At 63.0% G+C, this 16,865-nt stretch carries 16 protein-coding genes; 13 read left to right on the plus strand and 3 right to left on the minus strand.

What is annotated here, in order from left to right:
* Positions 1-14: 14 nt before the first annotated feature.
* Positions 15-560 carry a succinylglutamate desuccinylase/aspartoacylase family protein gene (locus NKJ67_RS25915; protein ID WP_352583935.1) on the plus strand — a complete coding sequence of 182 codons (546 nt, stop codon included), beginning with the start codon at positions 15-17 and terminating at the stop codon, positions 558-560.
* A 122-nt stretch (positions 561-682) separates the two neighbouring features.
* On the opposite strand, the gene NKJ67_RS25920 is transcribed toward NKJ67_RS25915, so the two are convergent.
* Positions 683-1,411 carry an SDR family NAD(P)-dependent oxidoreductase gene (locus NKJ67_RS25920; RefSeq protein WP_127268213.1) on the minus strand — a complete coding sequence of 243 codons (729 nt, stop codon included), beginning with the start codon at positions 1,409-1,411 and terminating at the stop codon, positions 683-685.
* A gap of 95 nt (positions 1,412-1,506) precedes the next feature.
* Between NKJ67_RS25920 and NKJ67_RS25925 the strand changes: the two genes are divergently transcribed.
* Both NKJ67_RS25925 and NKJ67_RS25930 read left to right on the plus strand, forming a co-directional pair.
* The gene (locus NKJ67_RS25925; protein ID WP_127268214.1) at positions 1,507-1,929 is read left to right on the plus strand and encodes a winged helix-turn-helix transcriptional regulator; all 423 of its coding nucleotides are present in this window, start codon (positions 1,507-1,509) and stop codon (positions 1,927-1,929) included.
* 733 nt (positions 1,930-2,662) lie between these two features.
* The gene (locus tag NKJ67_RS25930; protein ID WP_352583938.1) at positions 2,663-2,989 is read left to right on the plus strand and encodes a DUF736 domain-containing protein; all 327 of its coding nucleotides are present in this window, start codon (positions 2,663-2,665) and stop codon (positions 2,987-2,989) included.
* A gap of 30 nt (positions 2,990-3,019) precedes the next feature.
* On the opposite strand, the gene NKJ67_RS25935 is transcribed toward NKJ67_RS25930, so the two are convergent.
* The gene (locus tag NKJ67_RS25935; protein WP_127268216.1) at positions 3,020-4,396 is read right to left on the minus strand and encodes an aminotransferase-like domain-containing protein; all 1,377 of its coding nucleotides are present in this window, start codon (positions 4,394-4,396) and stop codon (positions 3,020-3,022) included.
* Between the two features lie 142 nt (positions 4,397-4,538).
* Between NKJ67_RS25935 and NKJ67_RS25940 the strand changes: the two genes are divergently transcribed.
* From NKJ67_RS25940 to NKJ67_RS25975, 8 genes are read left to right on the plus strand one after another with little or no spacing between them, the layout of a single operon-like run.
* A complete protein-coding gene (locus tag NKJ67_RS25940) occupies positions 4,539-5,858 on the plus strand; it encodes a hydroxymethylglutaryl-CoA reductase, degradative (protein ID WP_352584015.1) in 1,320 nt (439 codons plus the stop codon).
* Positions 5,859-5,861: 3 nt separating this feature from the next.
* Positions 5,862-6,626 carry an ABC transporter permease gene (locus NKJ67_RS25945; protein WP_352583940.1) on the plus strand — a complete coding sequence of 255 codons (765 nt, stop codon included), beginning with the start codon at positions 5,862-5,864 and terminating at the stop codon, positions 6,624-6,626.
* On the plus strand, positions 6,623-6,868 hold the full coding sequence (locus NKJ67_RS25950; protein WP_352583942.1) for a hypothetical protein: 246 nt from the start codon (positions 6,623-6,625) through the stop codon (positions 6,866-6,868). Before NKJ67_RS25945 ends, NKJ67_RS25950 begins: the two co-directional genes overlap by 4 nt.
* A gap of 37 nt (positions 6,869-6,905) precedes the next feature.
* Entirely contained in the window at positions 6,906-7,922 is a 1,017-nt protein-coding gene (locus tag NKJ67_RS25955) for a sugar ABC transporter substrate-binding protein (protein ID WP_164749005.1), read from the plus strand.
* A 13-nt stretch (positions 7,923-7,935) separates the two neighbouring features.
* Complete coding sequence (locus tag NKJ67_RS25960) at positions 7,936-10,050, plus strand: ABC transporter permease (protein ID WP_352583944.1); 2,115 nt, start codon at positions 7,936-7,938, stop codon at positions 10,048-10,050.
* On the plus strand, positions 10,050-11,156 hold the full coding sequence (locus tag NKJ67_RS25965) for a hypothetical protein (protein ID WP_352583946.1): 1,107 nt from the start codon (positions 10,050-10,052) through the stop codon (positions 11,154-11,156). Before NKJ67_RS25960 ends, NKJ67_RS25965 begins: the two co-directional genes overlap by 1 nt.
* Positions 11,149-12,663 (plus strand): sugar ABC transporter ATP-binding protein, encoded by a 1,515-nt coding sequence (locus NKJ67_RS25970; RefSeq protein ID WP_352583948.1) that lies wholly within the window; start codon positions 11,149-11,151, stop codon positions 12,661-12,663. Before NKJ67_RS25965 ends, NKJ67_RS25970 begins: the two co-directional genes overlap by 8 nt.
* On the plus strand, positions 12,647-13,537 hold the full coding sequence (locus NKJ67_RS25975; RefSeq protein ID WP_352583950.1) for a hydroxymethylglutaryl-CoA lyase: 891 nt from the start codon (positions 12,647-12,649) through the stop codon (positions 13,535-13,537). The genes NKJ67_RS25970 and NKJ67_RS25975 overlap by 17 nt, the downstream gene beginning before the upstream one ends.
* 512 nt (positions 13,538-14,049) lie before the next feature.
* On the opposite strand, the gene NKJ67_RS25980 is transcribed toward NKJ67_RS25975, so the two are convergent.
* Positions 14,050-14,886, minus strand: a complete 837-nt coding sequence (locus tag NKJ67_RS25980) for an IclR family transcriptional regulator (protein ID WP_256746366.1) — start codon at positions 14,884-14,886, stop codon at positions 14,050-14,052.
* A gap of 290 nt (positions 14,887-15,176) precedes the next feature.
* Between NKJ67_RS25980 and NKJ67_RS25985 the strand changes: the two genes are divergently transcribed.
* Positions 15,177-15,482, plus strand: a complete 306-nt coding sequence (locus NKJ67_RS25985; protein WP_352583952.1) for a hypothetical protein — start codon at positions 15,177-15,179, stop codon at positions 15,480-15,482.
* Positions 15,483-15,488: 6 nt separating this feature from the next.
* Complete coding sequence (locus tag NKJ67_RS25990; protein WP_352584017.1) at positions 15,489-16,724, plus strand: aldehyde dehydrogenase family protein; 1,236 nt, start codon at positions 15,489-15,491, stop codon at positions 16,722-16,724.
* The last annotated feature ends 141 nt before the right edge of the window (positions 16,725-16,865 follow it).

Raw genomic sequence — 16,865 nt, forward strand, 5'->3', positions numbered from 1 at the left:
AGTTACTAGAGCCCGTGTGCAAAAATCGCACACGAAAGTTCACCTTCTCCGGCGGCTCGACCTTTGCCGAAGCAAGCGTCGAGCCGTGGTTGAAGCTCGCGGCGGCGTATCCCGACAAGCTGATACCGGTCGGCTGCATGGCAGCGACGGTCGAATTGCGCGGCTTCGTCGACATCGGCGACGAGATGGCCGCGACAGATGCGTCGGCGCTGCTGAATGTGCTGCGCCGCCGCGGCTATATCGCCGGTCAAGCACCCGCCGCGCCGCCGCTCTGCGACGTCACAGGCTTCGACGCCTGCGACGTGGTGCGCACGCCGGCGTTCGGCGTCATCGTCTACCGCGTCGAACTTGGCGAGCGGGTCACGTCCGGACAGCCGATCGCCGACATCGTCGCGCCCGCTGCGATTGGCGGCGATGCCCGTATCACCGTCCATGCGCGTACTGACGGCGTGGTCGTCACCCGCAGACTGAAGAAGCTGGTGGCGGCCAACCAAGTCATCGCCAAGGTAGCCGGCACCGAGCCGCTTTCCCATCGCAAGGGCTATCTTCTGGAGGATTGATAACATGTCGCTCGAAAGCTGCTCCGGTTTCGAGAAAACGACATGCATGCCTGTCACTGCGAGACACCGACCGGCATGAGCGCAACGGCGGCCGTCCAGGTTTCAGTGGTCGAAGGCGCACGTCACACCTGGGCCATGCCGCCATCGACGGCCAGTTCTGCGCCGGTTGTGAAACTGCTCTCGTCGCTGGCGAGGAAAACAACCGCGGCGGCCACCTCGTCAGGCCGGCCCATGCGCCCGAGAGGGATCATGCTGGAAAGCGCGTCTCGAATCTGTTGCGAGGCCCCGGCCATCATCGCCGTATCGGTCGGGCCGGGGCTGACGACGTTGACACGAATGCCTTTGGGAGCAAGTTCGTTGGCCCAGGTGCGGGTGAACGAGCGGACAGCGGCCTTGGTGGCGCCGTAGACGCCATATCCTTTGGTGCCGATGTCGCCTGCGATAGAGCCGATCAACACGATCGTTCCGCCTGGCTGCATGAGGTTGACGGCACCTTGTGCTGCGAAAACCAGGGAGCGCACATTCAGACCGAATGTCCTGTCGAAATGATCCTCCGAAATATCTTCAAGCGGGGCGTATTCGGAAAGGCCGGCATTCACAATGAGCACGTCGATACGCCCGCGTTCCGATCTGATCTGCTCGAATACACGTTCAAGATCCGCTCTGTTGCTTGCATCCGCCAGGACCGTCCGGATGCTGCCGGTGCCCGCCGCTTCCAAGGCGCCGTCCGCACCCTTGCGGCTGGTCGCATAGACCTGCGCTCCCTCACTGGCGAACCTTTGTGAAACTGCCCCGCCGATACCGCCGGCACCGCCGACAACCAGTGCGATCTTGTTTGCCAATCTGCTCATGTGAACTCCATCAAAAAGTGATGGCTCAAGATATATGCTCTATACCTACGGTCAATTACGCACTACAACTAGAGCAGATATCGAGGAGTATACCTATGTCCGCCGTGACTGAAGACTTGCCCGTCAAGGTCAGCCCGCCCCGTCGTCCTAAGCCCGTGTCCGTCGAGGCGTTGATAGATGTGCAAAAGGCGCGGCCGGCACTTGAGCAGATCGCCAACAAGTGGTCGGTCCTGATTCTGACCGTTCTGTGCACTAGGCCGTCGAGATTCAACGAGATCATGCGGCGCCTGGACGGCATCACGCACAAGGCGCTCGCCGATGCGCTGAAGCGTCTGGAACGTAACGGTCTCATTCGCCGTGAAGTGCTGACGACGACGACGCCGGTCGGTGTCGAATACACGATCACTTCGCTCGGCCACTCCCTTCGGCAACCGTTCGAGGCGCTTTACGAATGGTCGATGACCTACGGGCCGGAACTCGAGCGCGCGCAAGACGAATACGACCGCGTTCGAGACTGATCACGTCCCCGGCCAGGCAGGCTTCTATTGCTCTGACGACACCCTGATAAAGGCCAGGAACGCCAAGGTAACAGCCGTTCGTATCCAGTTCTCCCCCAAGTTAAGGCCTGGCCTTACACGGCAACTGCCGGTTTCGGATCCTGTCGCACTGAGTTTACCTGCGGCTGATCGAGCCAAACAACTACTCCCCAGAATGAGGAAATTACTATTATGGCGCATGGACTTCTACGACCCCGTGCGTGCCGCGCCTAATCTGGCGGCGTCCATTCTCTCCCATCGACCGCTGATGACGATTCAGCCCAAAGATTAGGGAAGTCGGACGTCCCTTCTTCACCGGTTGGAGTAGGACCAACACCGCCCTCGGGCGTGAGGAAGCGTCTTTGACCGAAATAGAGAAGCGCAGCGGAGCAAGCGACAATGGCCGGGACTGATCTTAGCCACTGTGGCATTCCTTCCGCGTATTCTTTCCAAGCTACGCCCACGGCGTCCTCGAATGGATTGGGTCTGACTGAAGACCGCCTTCGCTTCTCTTAGTCTCGATCGTCTTCCCGTAACGACGTCGCTGCGTTCTCTTCCCCTGGTCGCTGCGCGTCCATTCCTCGGCGGCCCAAGAAAGCCTCGCGCCGCCGTTACTTCGTTTCAGCCCCTTCGGGATGCAGACCGATCGTCTCCGGCCTCACGACCACCATCGAGAGATGGGTGCGGCCCGAGAAAAACAGATGGAACCACCACGATGGCTACGGTCGGCACATTCTCGCGCATCGCGAACGGCTTCTCCGGTTCGGTCAAGACCCTCAACCTCAACGTCAAGACTGTGACGTTCTCTCCGGTCGATGGCGACAACGAAAAGAGACCCGACTTCCGCATTTTCGCTGGCGCCCCGAGTTCGGGGCGGCCCTGGAAGAAGACCTCGCGCGAGGGCCGCGACTACCACTTCGTCAAGCTCGACGACCCCAACTTCCCCGCTCCGATCTACGCGAGCTTGGTCGAGACCGACACCGTGGGCGACTTCTCGCTCATCTGGTCACGACGCGCCGCGGAGTGGTCCGTCAAGCACTAAGCCCCGCCGCAAGGCGGGGCTTTGTCATGTTCAAGTCCGCCGATGCCTAAGCTCTGCCAGCATGAAGTCAAAAAAATGAGGATCCGAGGCCCAGGCGATGTTGACGCGGATGCCTGCCTTGGCAGGTTGGCGCTCCGGCGAAAACACGGTACCAGGTGCGATAAAAATCCCCTGGCGAGCGCCTTCCCGGGCGAGGGCGATGTCATCGACATACTCGGGAAGCTCCAGATAGACGTAGTATCCACCTGTCGGCTCGGCAAAGAGCTTAAGACCCATCTTCTGAAGGCGGGGAACGACCGTCTCGGTGGCCTGCTGCACACGCTGCGCCAAACGCTTGAGGTGGCGCCGATAGTGACCTTCACTGATCAATCCATGGATCAACCGCTCAATGTGTCCTGAGCTGTTGACTGTCGTCAGCATCTTCAACTCGGCAAGGGAAGCGATAAGGTCGGGGCGCGCGGCGATATAGCCGCAGCGCAGGCTGGCCGACAACGTCTTGGCAAAGGTGCGCACGCAGATGACGTTCCGCAACTGGTCGAGAGGCGCAAGGCCAACGCCACGGACCGTCGGCAGGTCGACGAACGGGTCGTCCTCGACCACCAGCATGTCGCAGCGCGCGGCGATCGTCAGGATCGAGTGAGCCGTCGGCAGGTTGGTCGAGCTGCCGGTTGGATTGTGCGCAAGCGATTGTGTGAAGAACAGCTTCGGACGCTCGCGCTCGGCCTTGCCGGCGAGATCGTCGAGGTCCGGACCGGTCGGCGTCCGCTTCACGCCGATCATGCGGATCTGCGCCAGCTTCAGCTTGGCGAAAAGCGGGTAATAGCCGGGGTCGTCGACCAGCACGGTATCGCCGGCGACGAGGAAGCGGCGTATGATCAGGTCCAGTGCGTGGTTGGCGCCGAATGTCAGCAGGATCTGGTCCGGGCTCGCCTGCACCTCGCGCTCCATGAGGTCGAAGGCGAGGCGCTCGCGCAGCGCCGGCAGGCCCATCGCCGAACCATAGCCGTCACTGCTGGACCTCTGGTGCCGGCCGAGCAGCCCGAGATGGCGCCGCACTTCCGATTCCTCCATCCATGAGGCGGGCGGCCGCCCGTCGCCGACGCGGATCGAAAAGCTCTCCTCCAACTGCGCATTGAGCAGCGAGGCGATGTCGACCGCTTCCGCGACATGGCGGGGACGCTCGCTCGGCGTCTGCCGGCGACGCTCGGCGACCATGAAGCCGGCGCCGGGCCGCGAAAACGCGATGCCCGCGGATACCAGCCGGTCATAGGCATCGACGATGGTGTTCTTGGAAACGTCGAATTGCTCGGCGGCCTTGCGTATCGACGGAAGCTTGGCGCCGACGGTAATCGAGCCGGTCTCGATGCGCCTTCTGATCTCTGCCGCCACGGCCTCGGCGCGCGTCATCCCAGAACATCCTCCGATGGGCTGCGTGCCCTGATATGGACTGGTACAGTTTGTCGCTGTTTCCTGTAGCTGTACCTTGATAGATGGTATCAGTTAAACGATAGCTGCCTCAACGACAAGCATTCGCAGGGAGGCGATCGTGATGGTGGCTGTCCAGGACAGCGGTGTCGAGCCGCGGCTGAATTCCCGCATCGAGAAATTCCGCGACCTGTCGCCGGCCGATCGCCTGGCGACGGTCGGCGACGCCGCTCGTCTTGGGCAGGCGGATCGCGATGCCTTGCGCGGCGGCGTCCTGCCGCTCGATCTCGCCAACGGCATGATCGAGAATGTGGTCGGCACCTTCGAGATTCCGCTCGGCGTCGCCACCAACTTCACCATCAACGGTCGCGATTACCTCATCCCGATGGCGGTGGAAGAGCCGTCGGTGGTCGCCGCCGCCTCCTACATGGCGCGCATCGCCCGCGGTTGCGGCGGCTTCGAGACATCGAGCACCGCACCGATCATGCGGGCACAGGTGCAGATACTCGGTCTGTCCGATCCGCACGGCGCACGCGCCAGGCTGCTGTCGGCCCGCGACCAGATCATCGCCGCCGCCAACGAGAAGGACCGGGTGCTGATCGGCCTCGGCGGCGGCTGCCGCGAGATCGAAGTGCAGGTGTTCGAGGAGACGCAAGTCGGACCGATGGTGGTGCTGCATCTGCTCGTCGACGTGCGCGACGCGATGGGCGCCAACACGGTCAATACCATGGCCGAGGCAGTCGCACCGATGATCGAGCGCATTTCGGGCGGCACCGTCCGGCTGCGCATCCTCTCCAACCTGGCCGACCTCAGGCTGGCGCGGGCGCGGGTGCGGCTGACGCCGAAGGCACTGGCGACGAAGGAGTTCACCGGCGAGCGTATCGTTGCCGGCATCGTCGAGGCCTGTTCGCTGGCGATCGTCGATCCTTACCGCGCGGCCACGCACAATAAGGGCATCATGAACGGCATCGATCCAGTCGTCGTCGCGACAGGCAACGACTGGCGGGCGATCGAGGCCGGCGCCCACGCCTGGGCGGCGCGCGGCGGCCGTTATACGTCGTTGAGCCGCTGGGAGACCGACGCCGCCGGAAACCTCGTGGGGACGCTGGAAATGCCGATGGCGCTGGGCATGGTCGGCGGCGCCACCAAGACGCACCCGGCCGCGCGCGCAGCGCTGAAACTCCTCGGCGTGACCACGGCGCAAGAGCTTGCCGAGGTCACCGTCGCGGTCGGGCTGGCGCAGAACATGGCGGCGCTCAGGGCGCTGGCCACCGAAGGCATCCAGCGCGGACACATGGCGCTGCATGCCCGCAATATCGCCATCGTGGCGGGCGCGAGCGGCGCGAATATCGATACGGTGGCAAAGGAACTTGCGGCGGATCACGATGTGCGCGTCGATCGCGCCAGGGAAATCCTGCTCAGACTGGGCAAAGAGGAGACCTGAGCGGTGAGCGAGGCGGCCGCACACGGAAATCAGGCTCGGCTTTCCAGCCTGCTCAAAAGCCAGGAAGGCATCGTGCTGGTGCTGGCGGTGCTGGCCTTCGTGCTGTTCTCGTTGCTGCTGCCGTCCTTCTTCAGCCCCGGCAACATCCTAGCCCTGATCAGAAGCGTCTCGATTCTCGGCATCCTGGCGCTGGGAATGGCACTGGTCGTCATCGCCAGGGGCATCGATGTCTCGATGATCGCAACGATGGTGGTGTCGGTGTCCTGGGCCTTCGTGATCGCCCGCTCGGGCTATTCGCTGGAATTCGCGCTGCTGATCGGCGCGCTGTTCGCGGTGGTCGCCGGCGTGCTGATCGGGATGCTGATCGCTTTCGGCGAGGTCGCGCCGATCTTCGCGACGCTTGCCGCCGGCTCCGTCATCTACGGCCTTGGCCGAACCTTCTTCTTCACGCTGGAGATGCAGAATGTGCCGCCAGGCGCCGAATGGTTCTCGCTGATCGGGCAGGGCCGCATCCTCGGCGTCCCGGTGACGGTGGTGGTCTTTGCCATGCTTTGCCTGGCGCTGCATCTGGTGCTCAGCCGCACGCGGTTCGGCTGGCAGACCTATGCCATGGGCAACAATCCGGGCGCCGCCAGGATCACCGGCATTTCCAACCGGCCGATGATCGTCGCGCAATATGCGATCAGCGCGCTGATCGCCTACGGCGCCGGGCTGTGCTTGCCTCGTCGGCGTCGGCGATCAACGCCCGGCTTTTCAATTCGACGATGATCTACGACATCCTTCTGGTCGTCGTGTTGGGCGGCATCGGCCTGAATGGCGGCCACGGCAAGGTTCGCAACGTCATTCTGGGCACGATCTTCGTCGGCATCCTGCTCAACGGCATGACGATCATGAACATCGCCTACACGATCCAGAACCTGGTCAAGGGCGTGGTCCTGCTTCTGGCCATCGTCATCGACTCGCTCGTCAACCCACGCGACGAGCAGACGTCCCAGCAAGGGGATCTCTGACACCAATTTCAACGCCAAAATGCAATGGGAGGAAACCATGCGACTTCTGAAAACGACAAAGTGGCTGGCCGCGGCCTGCATCGCGCTTGCCGGTATCGTCACCGCCAGCGCCCAGGACAAGGGCCTGGAAAATCCGCGCTCGACGACGTTCCACAAGACGCTGGAAGGCAAGAAGGTCGTCTTCCTGCCGCTGTCGATGGGTTTCGACCTGACCGAAGGCTGGGCGGCGGTGATGCGCCAGCAGGCCAAGCGCCTCAAGTATGATTTCGAGATCCGCGACCCCGCCTGGAGCACCGACGCGGGAACCCGCGCGCTGCAGTCGCTGATCAGCGAGAAGCCGGACCTGATCGTCGCGCACAATCCCGACATCCAGTCCTACGCCCGGTTGCTGGCTCAGGCGCAGGCCGCCGGCATCAAAGTTGTGCAGATCAACCTGGAATCGAACACCCAGACCGATTCGTATGTCGGCGCCGACTGGACCGAGATCGGCGAACAGGCGGCGCAGGCCGTGGTCGACAAATGCAGCCCCGGCAAGGGTGCTTCGACCAAGGTCGCTATCGACACCGGCGTGCCGACGGCGGCATCCGACGTGTTCCAACTCGACGGCATCTACCGTGTCTTGAACCAGCATCCCGACATCCAGGTCGTTTCGCAGCAGGCCACCGAATACAATCCGGAAAAGGCGCGCTCGATCATGGAGACCGTGCTGCAACAGCATCCGGATCTTTGCGGCGCCATCGGCATCTGGGACAATCAGGACACCGGCACGGCGTCTGCGATCCAGCAGGCCGGCAAGGGCGACCAGGTCTTCCTCGTCACAAGCGGCGGCGGCAACAGGGTCGGCTGCGAGAATGTCGAGAAGGGCCTGTTCAATCTCTACATCAGCTACAACGTGCCGCTGCAGGGCGAAATCCTGAATGCGGAGATCGCAAGGCTGCTGCTCTCCGACGGTACCGCCGGCGAGACCAAGACGCTCTATTTCAATCCGCTGACGCAGATCACCAAGGCCAACGTCAACCAGCGCAATTGCTGGACGCTGGACGATCTGAAGTAGGGAATCCTGACTTATGGCCACCAGCGATGCGCTTTCACGGCTGCGGTACCGGCTTTTGCCGGACCGCCTGTTCGGCGAATTGCTGACCAAGAGCTGGATCGACAACGTCATTCCGGCATTGGCGCTGGTGGTCACGATCCTCGTCATGACGTGGATCATCCCTGGCTATTTCTCGGTCGGCAACCTTACCGATCTCGCCCGCCAGGTGTCGGAATTCGGCCTGATCGCACTGGCGCTCACCATCGTCATCCTCTCGGGCGGCATCGACCTCTCGGTCGGCTCGATGTTCGCGCTATGCGTGCTTGCCGCCCTGGTATCGATGAACGTTGCCGGCCTGCCGGTCGGCGTGGCATTGATCGCGACGCTAGCCACGGGCCTCGCCTGCGGGCTGCTCAACGGGGTGCTGATCGGCTATCTCAGGCTGCGCGCCTTCATAACCACTCTGGTGACGCTGGTCATCTACCGGGCGCTCTACGACATCATCTTTCCCCGGCTTGCCAGCGCGATCGTCGGCTCGATGCCGGTCTCCCCGACCTGGGACCTGATCGGCTTCGGCACCTTCTACGGCCTGCCCGTCTCCTTCGCCATTTTCGCCGTCATCGCCCTTGGCGCGCATATCGTCCTGTCAAGGCTAAGGCCAGGATGGCGGTTGCGCGCCGTCGGCGGTGCGCGCCGCTCCGCCTACAAAGCCGGCATCAACGTCAAGCTGACGGTTTGCCTCGCCTATGTCGCATCGGGCCTGCTGACCGCGATCGCTGCCTTTCTGTTTTCCGCCCGGCTCGGCAGCACCGGCGCCGACACCGGCATAGGGCTTGAGATTTCCGTATTGACCGCCGTGGTGCTTGGCGGCGTTTCGCTGGGTGGCGGCCGCGGTTCGGTCGGCAATGCGGTGATCGGCTCCATCCTGGTGCTGATCCTGACCAGCGGCCTCATCCGCCTGTCGATGCCCGGCTCGGTCAACCAGCTGATCCTCGGTCTGGTGCTGATCGCCGCCGTGCTGTTCGACGCCAAATGGGTGAAGAACCGCGGCAAGCTGTTGAGCAAAGTCTATGTCTCGCCGACCTATCTGAAGCTGCCGAATTTGACGCCGCCGACCGGAACCGACGTGCTTGCCGTCAATGACAGGCTTGGCGCGGCGGAGCTCATAGGGCTTGGCGCGGTCGAAGGTCCCGAGGACGTCGTCCTCGACCGCGACGACAATCTCTATACCGGTACGCGGCACGGTACGATCGTCCGTTTCCTCGCGCCCGACTATGCGCGCAGCGAGGTCTTCGTCCGTATCGGCGGTCATCCGCTGGGGCTGGCCTTCGCGCCGAATGGCGACCTGCTCACCTGCGTCGGCGGCATGGGCGTCTACCGCGTCTCGCCGGACGGGACGGTGGCGAAGGTCACCGACGAAACCAATCGCAGCCTGCTGTCGGTGATCGACGATTCGCGGCTGAGGCTTCCCGACGATCTCGACATCGCGCCGGACGGGCGCATCTTCTTCAGTGAAGCGACGATCCGCTACGAGATGTCTGAATGGGCGGTCGATGCGCTGGAGGGCAGGGGCAACGGCCGGCTGATCTGCCATGATCCGAGGACCGGCTCGACCCGCACCATATTGCGCGGCCTGATCTTTCCCAACGGCGTCACCATTTGCCGCGACGGCCAGTCGCTGCTCTTTGCCGAGACATGGGCGTGCCGCATCAGCCGCTACTGGTTCGACGGACCGGACAAGGGCAAGCGTGAAATCTTCCTCGACAATTTGCCGGGCTACCCCGACAATCTCAACCGCGGCTCCGACGGAACGTACTGGATCGCGCTGCTCGGCATGCGCACCAGAACCTTCGATCTCGCCATGCGCAAGCCGGATTTTCGCCGCCGCATGGCCAAGCGGATCGCCGCCGACGAATGGCTGTTCCCCAACATCAATCGCGGCTGCGTGCTGCGCGTGTCGGAAACCGGCGAGATCATCGACGCGTTGTGGGACGAGGCCGGCGAAAACCATCCCTCGATCACCTCGACCTGCGAGCACAAGGGCTGGCTCTATCTGGGCGGCGTCTCCAACAACCGCATCGGCCGCGTTCGCATCGAAGGCGCCGATCCGCAATGGACGGCGCATGACGATTACTGGGGGAAGCGCTGATGGCGGGGTTCGGCACGTTCGTCCGCCGGCTGTTTTCGGCTGATGATGCCGGCATCAGCGTGCCGGCCATGGACGGCGTCTTCAAACCGGACAACCGCCTGGAAGAGGCGGAGCGGCTGCTGTCGCTTCCCGCCATCGACAATCTCGTTGCGTCGCCAGCGAGACTGCTGTGCAGCAGCGGCAACACGCTCTTCCGGATTGACCTTGGGAGAGCGGGCGCTTCGGCGGTCGCAATAGCGGAGTTCGCGGCGCCGATCAGCTTTGTCGCATCCGCGCCCGATGGCCGCCTTGCCGTCGGCATCGAGGGTGAGGGCCTGCAAATCGGGCAGCCGGGCACCTGGAGGCGCATCGGCTTGCCAGGCGGCGTGGCGTCCTGCCTCACCGCCGGGCTCTTTACCGTGGATGGCTCGCTCTACCTGTGTGTCGGCTCGCGCAAGCATCCGGCGCGCGACTGGAAGCGCGATCTGATGGAGGGCGGCAGCAGCGGCGTCGTGCTCGCCATCGATCCGGACAGCGGCTCCCAGCGTGAGCTTGCAACCGGATTGGCATTTCCCAACGGCGCGGTCATGCTCGGCAACGGCCGTCTGGCGATCAGCGAAAGCTGGCGCCATCGTATCGTCGCCCTCGATCCGAAATCCCCCCATCCGGTGGCGATCCTGGAAGATCTGCCGGCCTATCCGTCGCGCCTGTCGCCCGCTTTCGATGGCGGCTTCTGGATGGCGCTGTTCGCGCCGCGCCGCCAGCTTCTCGAACTGGTGCTGCGCGAGGACGATTATCGCCGCGAGATGATGGCGACGATCGATCCCGGCGAATGGATCGGGCCGGAACTCGCCGGATCGGCGCGGCCGGACCAGCCGCTGAGCCAGGGCTCGGTCCGGCAGATGGGCGTGCTGAAGCCGTGGGCGCCATCGCGCTCCTACGGCCTCGTCGCGCGCTGCGACGACGGCGGCCGGCCCAGCGAAAGCTGGCACAGCCGCGCCGACGGCAGCATGCATGGCGTCACCTCCGTCTGTGAGCATGGCGGCAGCGTCTACGCCGCCTCGCGCGGCTCCGGCACGCTGCTGCGCCTGCCCGGCGCGACATCCGGTGGAGCCCGGCATGGCTGATCCCCACGCCACCGAGATCGTCCGGTTCCGCAAGGCCACCAAGGCGTTCGCCGGCAACGCGGCGGTGCGCGACGTCGATTTCACGCTGCGGCAAGGCGAGGTCCATGCGCTGCTCGGCGAGAACGGTGCGGGGAAGTCGACGTTGACCAAGGTGCTGGCCGGGCTCTATCCGCTGACGTCGGGCGAGATGCTGATTGACGGCAAACCGGTTGGCTTTTCCTCGCCCGCCGATGCCATGAAGCACGGCATCGCCATGGTGTTCCAGGAAACCAATCTCATCCCGTCGATGAATGTCGCCCAGAACATCTTCCTCGGCGAGGAGAGCTTCTTCAACCGGTTGCGCGGCATCAACATCAAGGCGCAGCAGCATCTGCAGCGGCTGAACTTCCATGTCGAGCCGACCGCGCTGGTGTCGACGCTCGGCGCCGCCAAGAAGCAGATGGTCGAGATCGCCCGCGCGGTTCACCACAAGGCCCGCATCTTCATCTTCGACGAGCCGACGACGACGCTGACGCCGGAGGAAAAGCAGCACTTCTTCGCCCTGGTCGAGCGGCTGAAAGGCGAGGGCGCTTCCATCATCTTCATTTCACACGCGCTGGAAGAGGCGCTGTCGATCGCCGACCGCATCAGTGTGCTGCGCGACGGCGCGCTGATCGTCACCGACGATGCGCGCAATCTCACCCGCGAGAAAATCGTCCAGGCGATGGTTGGCCGGCAACTGACCGATACGCTCTATGGCGACGATGCCGCCAAACGCGTCGCGCGCCGACCGGGCGAAAAGGTGCTGGCGCTCGAGAACGTCTCGATGGGTAAGGCGGTGCGCAGCGCCACGCTGTCGGTCTTTGCCGGCCAGGTGACCGGGCTGTTCGGCCTGGTCGGTGCCGGCCGCACCGAAATGATGAAGATCGCGGCGGGCGTTTTGAAGCGTGACTTCTTCCATGGTGGCCGCATCACTTTGCGCGGCGAGGTGGTGCACTTCCGCGTGCCACGGCAGGCCGTGCGGCGCGGCGTCGCCTATATCACCGAGGACCGCAAGCTCGACGGCCTATTCGATACGATGGACATCGCCCAGAACGTATTCCTCGGCAAGCTGGCCAAGGGCTCCAATCCGGTCTCGGTAATCGGCCTTGGCGAAGCGCGCCGGCAATCGGCCGAATGGATCGAGACGATGAAGGTCCGCACGATCGGCGCCAATGCTCGGGTGGTCGAGCTTTCCGGCGGCAATCAGCAGAAAGTGGTCATCGCCAAATCGCTAATCCAGGCGCCGTCGCTGATCATCTTCGACGAGCCGACGCGCGGCGTCGATGTCGGCGCCATCGCCGAGATCCATCAGATTATCGAGCGGCTTGCCGATGCGGGCGCGGCCGTCGTCGTTATCTCGTCCTATCTGCCTGAAATCCTCAATCTGTCGGACCGCATCCTGGTGGCGCGCCAGGGCCGTATCGTCGAGGAGATGACCATCGACGAGGCCTCCGAAGAAAAAATCATGTATGCCGCCGTCCATTGAATCGCCCGGTGGGGATCGGCAGGCCACGATCGTCGAAGTCGGTCCGCGCGACGGCCTGCAGAACGAAAAGCGGCTGGTCTCGACCGGGCAGAAGCTGCGTCTGATAGGCATGCTGGCCGATTGCGGCTTCGCCCGCATCGAGGCGACGGCTTTCGTCTCGCCGAAATGGGTGCCGCAGATGGCCGATCATGATGAGGTCATGCGGCGCGCTGTGCGGCGCCCGGGGCTTATGCTGTCCGCGCTGGTGCCCAACGAGCAAGGTGCGCGGGCCGCGATCTCGGCCGGCGCGCAGGAACTCGCGGTCTTCACCAGCGCCTCCGAGACGTTTTCGAAACGAAACACCAATTGTACCATCGAGGAAGGGCTGGCTCGTTTTGTGCCAGTGATCGCGCTGGCCGCCGAGCATTCCTTGCCGGTGCGGGGCTATGTCTCCTGTGCCGTCGATTGTCCCTATGAAGGCCCGATCGAACCCGGCGCGGCCGCGAGAGTCGTCGCGCGCCTGCGCGATCTCGGCTGCGCCGAAATCGCCGTTGCCGACACGATCGGCAGGGCGACACCCGAGCGCGTGCATGCCATGGTGCTGGCAACCCTCGAAGAAGCAGAGGCTGCGCGGCTGGCCGGGCATTTCCACGACACCGGCGGCATGGCGCTCGCCAACGTCGATGCTGCCTGGGACCTCGGGCTCAGGGTGTTCGATGCCGCTGCCGGCGGGCTAGGCGGCTGTCCCTACGCGCCCGGTGCGGCCGGCAATCTTCGCAGCGGCGCGCTGGTGGCGCACCTTGCGTCGAAAGGGATTTCCACCGGCATAAATCGCGAATTGCTGGCCGGCATCGAAACCATGCTTGCCGAGGGTAAGTTTTTCGCCGAGCCATAAAACCACGACAACCCCGCAGCAAGTTTGCCTGAAATCAGTGCCGTCCCGATCTTCGGGGCTGGCGTCTCGGAAAATGCGACACGAGCTATTATTGCTGCCTTGGCTGCCCGCTCGGCTTTAGCAAAATTTGACGAGGCATCGAATTTCTGGCGCGCGTGCCGCCCTTGTTGTGAACGTCAGTACCAATGCCCCGATCGCCTTCACACCGAATGGAGAGTGTCGGCGATCGTTCCCATCAGGTTCTGCATGTCCATCCGCATCGACTGATTGATCGCTTTCGGCCAGGTCGACAGCTTCACGCCGGCGAAATCGCGCTGGTGGTCGATGTAGATTATCTGCCATCCGAGCAGCTACTCTGAATGCAATGGGCGAGCCTCCAAGTTTAAGGTTTTCTATTGGGTGGTTCTCAGAGGGATGGAGCCGGACATTCACTTCCGTCGAGAACATATCGCGAACTACAGGTTCAAAGCGCAACATCTCTTCGCGCGATGACCGGCCTCTCAAGCACCGACCTATCGCTGATCCGCTGCAGCACTCTTTGCGGCCATAGCCGATCCGTTGTAGGCGTGCATCTGCGCCAGCTTCGCCATGCGCTGGGCGGCTTCTGCGAGCGCCGAGCAATGCTGCTTGAAGTTTTGCTCTATGATCTGACCGTAGGGTCCCGTAAGTCCCACCGCGTACATCACCTCACCGCTCGTCGGCCTTATCGGAAATGCGATCGAGCCCAGGCCCGGAACATGCTCGGCCAGGTCCATGGCATAGCCCTGCTGCCGAACCTCCGCCAATTCCCTGGTCAACTCCGCGATCTTCGTTTTAGTCCGATCGGTATAGCTGCGCAGCTCGGTCGCCAGGATCCTGTTCACGGTCTCCTGCGGATGAAACGCAAGGATCGCCTTGGCCGAAGCGGTCGCATTTACAGGCATGGCCATACCCGGCATGACATAGGTCCGGACCGGAGTATCGGGCGCGACGCAGGTGACCGAGCGCACCTCGGTACCGTCGAACTTCGACAGGAACGCCGACTGGCCGGTGCGGTCGGCCAAATCCTGAAGCGGCCGCTGCGCGAGCGTCGTCAGCCAGCCGCTATCCGGAGACATCTGTAGCAGCTGCAGCAAGCGATCGCCGAGGCGGTATGTCCGATTGCGAACGCTCTCGGCGGTGATCATCCCGCTTTCGATCAAGGCATGCAGCAGCCTGTTGATCGTGGTTTTGGGCAGTCCAAGCGTCGTTTCGAGCTCGATCGCCGTCAAGCCATGCTCGAACGGCGCGACCGTTTCCATGATCGAGATGTAGCGCTCGAGGGGACTGTCCTTGGCGCTCGGCTTCTTCGATTTCGTATTCAAGGGCACCTACGCCGATCTGACAATTGCGACTGCAAGAAGGTTATCGTTCAAAACAGACATGAGGGGCAAGGTCGGTCTCTCGTTATCCCGCTGCGCGTCGAGTCCGAGGGGCTCCGTAGAATAGCCGAACGGCCGCACGCCCTCGACTGTCGGGCTCCGCCAGGTAACCCGAACCCGAAATCTCCTCACGAACAATACCGAAATTCGGTATTATTTCCATTTTATGGTCCCCTCGATTGACTCGCAAGCCAAATCCTGATTATCGGGATAAATACCGATTTTCGGAGGAACTTGAAATGGCTGAACTCCCGCGTGTGACCTACTCGAACATCGGGGTGGATTTTTCCCCTGTTCACGCTCACCTCGATGCAATGATCCCGGATTTCGAGAAGAACACACTGGGTCGCGAGTGGTCGACGCCGTTTGCGACTGGCGCTCGGAAAGAGATCCTGAGCCCTATCGACAAGAAGATCTCTCTCGGCAAGTTCCCGGTTTCAACCCCGTCAGACGTCAAGTCCGCGATCCAGGCAGCCCGGGCCGGCGCGAAGACCTGGAACCGTTCGACGCTGGACGATCGCCTTGCATTCGGCGCCCGCTGGTGAGAGGCACTGGCGGAGCGGAAATATGACCTCGGTTTGGCGGCGCTCTACGAGATCGGAAAGTCCCGCATCGAGGCAGTCGGCGAAGCCGAGGAATGCCTCGACATGGTCGAGTACTACGCATCGGAGATGAAGGCGAACAACGGGTTCGTCCGGCCCATGAACGTGTTGGTCGAAAACGAGACTGCTACGAGCGTCATGAAGCCCTATGGCGTCTTCGCGGTCATCGCTCCTTTCAACTTTCCGCTCGCCTTGTCGATCGGCATGGTCTCGGGTGCGCTGTTGACAGGCAATGCGGTGGTCTACAAGCCGTCGCCGGGTTGCGCGCTGACCGGACTGCTGATTGCCGAAACGCTTCGCAAAGCGGGATTGCCCGAAGGTGTTTTCAACATCGTGCTTGGCGATGGAGAGGTGGGGCGCCTTCTTGCCACCGATAACGGCATCGACGGCGTTGCATTCACGGGCTCCCATAAGACCGGCATGAGCATCTTCCGTCATATGGCAACGCTGCCCCACATGAAGCCCGTCATCGCCGAAATGGGTGGCAAGAACCCCGCCTACGTGACGAGCAAGGCCGACCTCGACCGCGCGGCGCAGGGGGTGGCGCGCTCCGCTTTTGGCCTGCAAGGCCAGAAGTGCTCCGCATGCTCGGTCGTGTATGTCGACGAGAAGGTCAAGGCGGAATTCATCGAGAAACTGGTAGCATTCGCCGGAAAGCTGGTGGTCGGAGATCCTCGTAAGGCCGAGACCTTTATGGGCCCTGTCTATGGCGACGCCACGGTCGGCCGTTTCCAGGCAGCGCTGTCGGAAGTCGAGGGCAAAGGCAAGGTGCATTTTGGGGGCGCCGCCCTGGGCCAGGGCTTTGCGAACAACTACGTCCTGCCGACGGTGGTCGAACTTGATGGTCCGGGCCGGCTGACCCGCGACGAACTCTTCATGCCTTTCGTGGTCGTCCGCGGTTTTGATAGTCTCGATGCCGCGATCGAAGAGGGCAACGACATCGCCTACGGATTGTCGGCCGGCATCTTTACCAACGACCAAAAAGAGTTGCGTCACTTCCTCGACACCGCCGAAGCGGGGGTTCTCTATGCCAACCGTGCGACCGGCGCAACAACGGGTGCATGGCCAGGCGCGCAGCCATTCTGCGGCTGGAAAGGCACCGGGGTCAGCGGCAAGGGCGGTCTCGGCTCCTGGTTCCTGCCACAGTACCTGCGCGAGCAGAGCCACACGATCATGACCAAGTGATCGAAAGAGGTCGCGCCCTTCGTCGCGGCCATCCAAGGCTGTCTCCTTCATCGGTTTACAAGATTATGCGCCACTATCCAGATTCAATGCCGAAGTCCCGCGAGATGTTCGAACGGGCCCGCAAGGTCATGCCGTGAGGAA

It is taken from the genome of Mesorhizobium sp. M0088 (assembly GCF_040322895.1).
Taxonomy (GTDB): Bacteria; Pseudomonadota; Alphaproteobacteria; order Rhizobiales; family Rhizobiaceae; genus Mesorhizobium.

What these genes read in the sequence shown, in the direction of transcription:
- NKJ67_RS25970 (WP_352583948.1), top strand. Translation starts at nt 11,149, where the DNA reads ATGGCTGATCCCCACGCCACCGAGATCGTCCGGTTCCGCAAGGCCACC.
- NKJ67_RS25925 (WP_127268214.1), top strand. Translation starts at nt 1,507, where the DNA reads ATGTCCGCCGTGACTGAAGACTTGCCCGTCAAGGTCAGCCCGCCCCGT.
- NKJ67_RS25950 (WP_352583942.1), top strand. Translation starts at nt 6,623, where the DNA reads ATGATCTACGACATCCTTCTGGTCGTCGTGTTGGGCGGCATCGGCCTG.
- NKJ67_RS25920 (WP_127268213.1), bottom strand. Translation starts at nt 1,411, where the DNA reads ATGAGCAGATTGGCAAACAAGATCGCACTGGTTGTCGGCGGTGCCGGC.
- NKJ67_RS25975 (WP_352583950.1), top strand. Translation starts at nt 12,647, where the DNA reads ATGCCGCCGTCCATTGAATCGCCCGGTGGGGATCGGCAGGCCACGATC.
- NKJ67_RS25930 (WP_352583938.1), top strand. Translation starts at nt 2,663, where the DNA reads ATGGCTACGGTCGGCACATTCTCGCGCATCGCGAACGGCTTCTCCGGT.
- NKJ67_RS25935 (WP_127268216.1), bottom strand. Translation starts at nt 4,396, where the DNA reads ATGACGCGCGCCGAGGCCGTGGCGGCAGAGATCAGAAGGCGCATCGAG.
- NKJ67_RS25985 (WP_352583952.1), top strand. Translation starts at nt 15,177, where the DNA reads ATGGCTGAACTCCCGCGTGTGACCTACTCGAACATCGGGGTGGATTTT.
- NKJ67_RS25960 (WP_352583944.1), top strand. Translation starts at nt 7,936, where the DNA reads ATGGCCACCAGCGATGCGCTTTCACGGCTGCGGTACCGGCTTTTGCCG.
- NKJ67_RS25940 (WP_352584015.1), top strand. Translation starts at nt 4,539, where the DNA reads ATGGTGGCTGTCCAGGACAGCGGTGTCGAGCCGCGGCTGAATTCCCGC.
- NKJ67_RS25955 (WP_164749005.1), top strand. Translation starts at nt 6,906, where the DNA reads ATGCGACTTCTGAAAACGACAAAGTGGCTGGCCGCGGCCTGCATCGCG.
- NKJ67_RS25965 (WP_352583946.1), top strand. Translation starts at nt 10,050, where the DNA reads ATGGCGGGGTTCGGCACGTTCGTCCGCCGGCTGTTTTCGGCTGATGAT.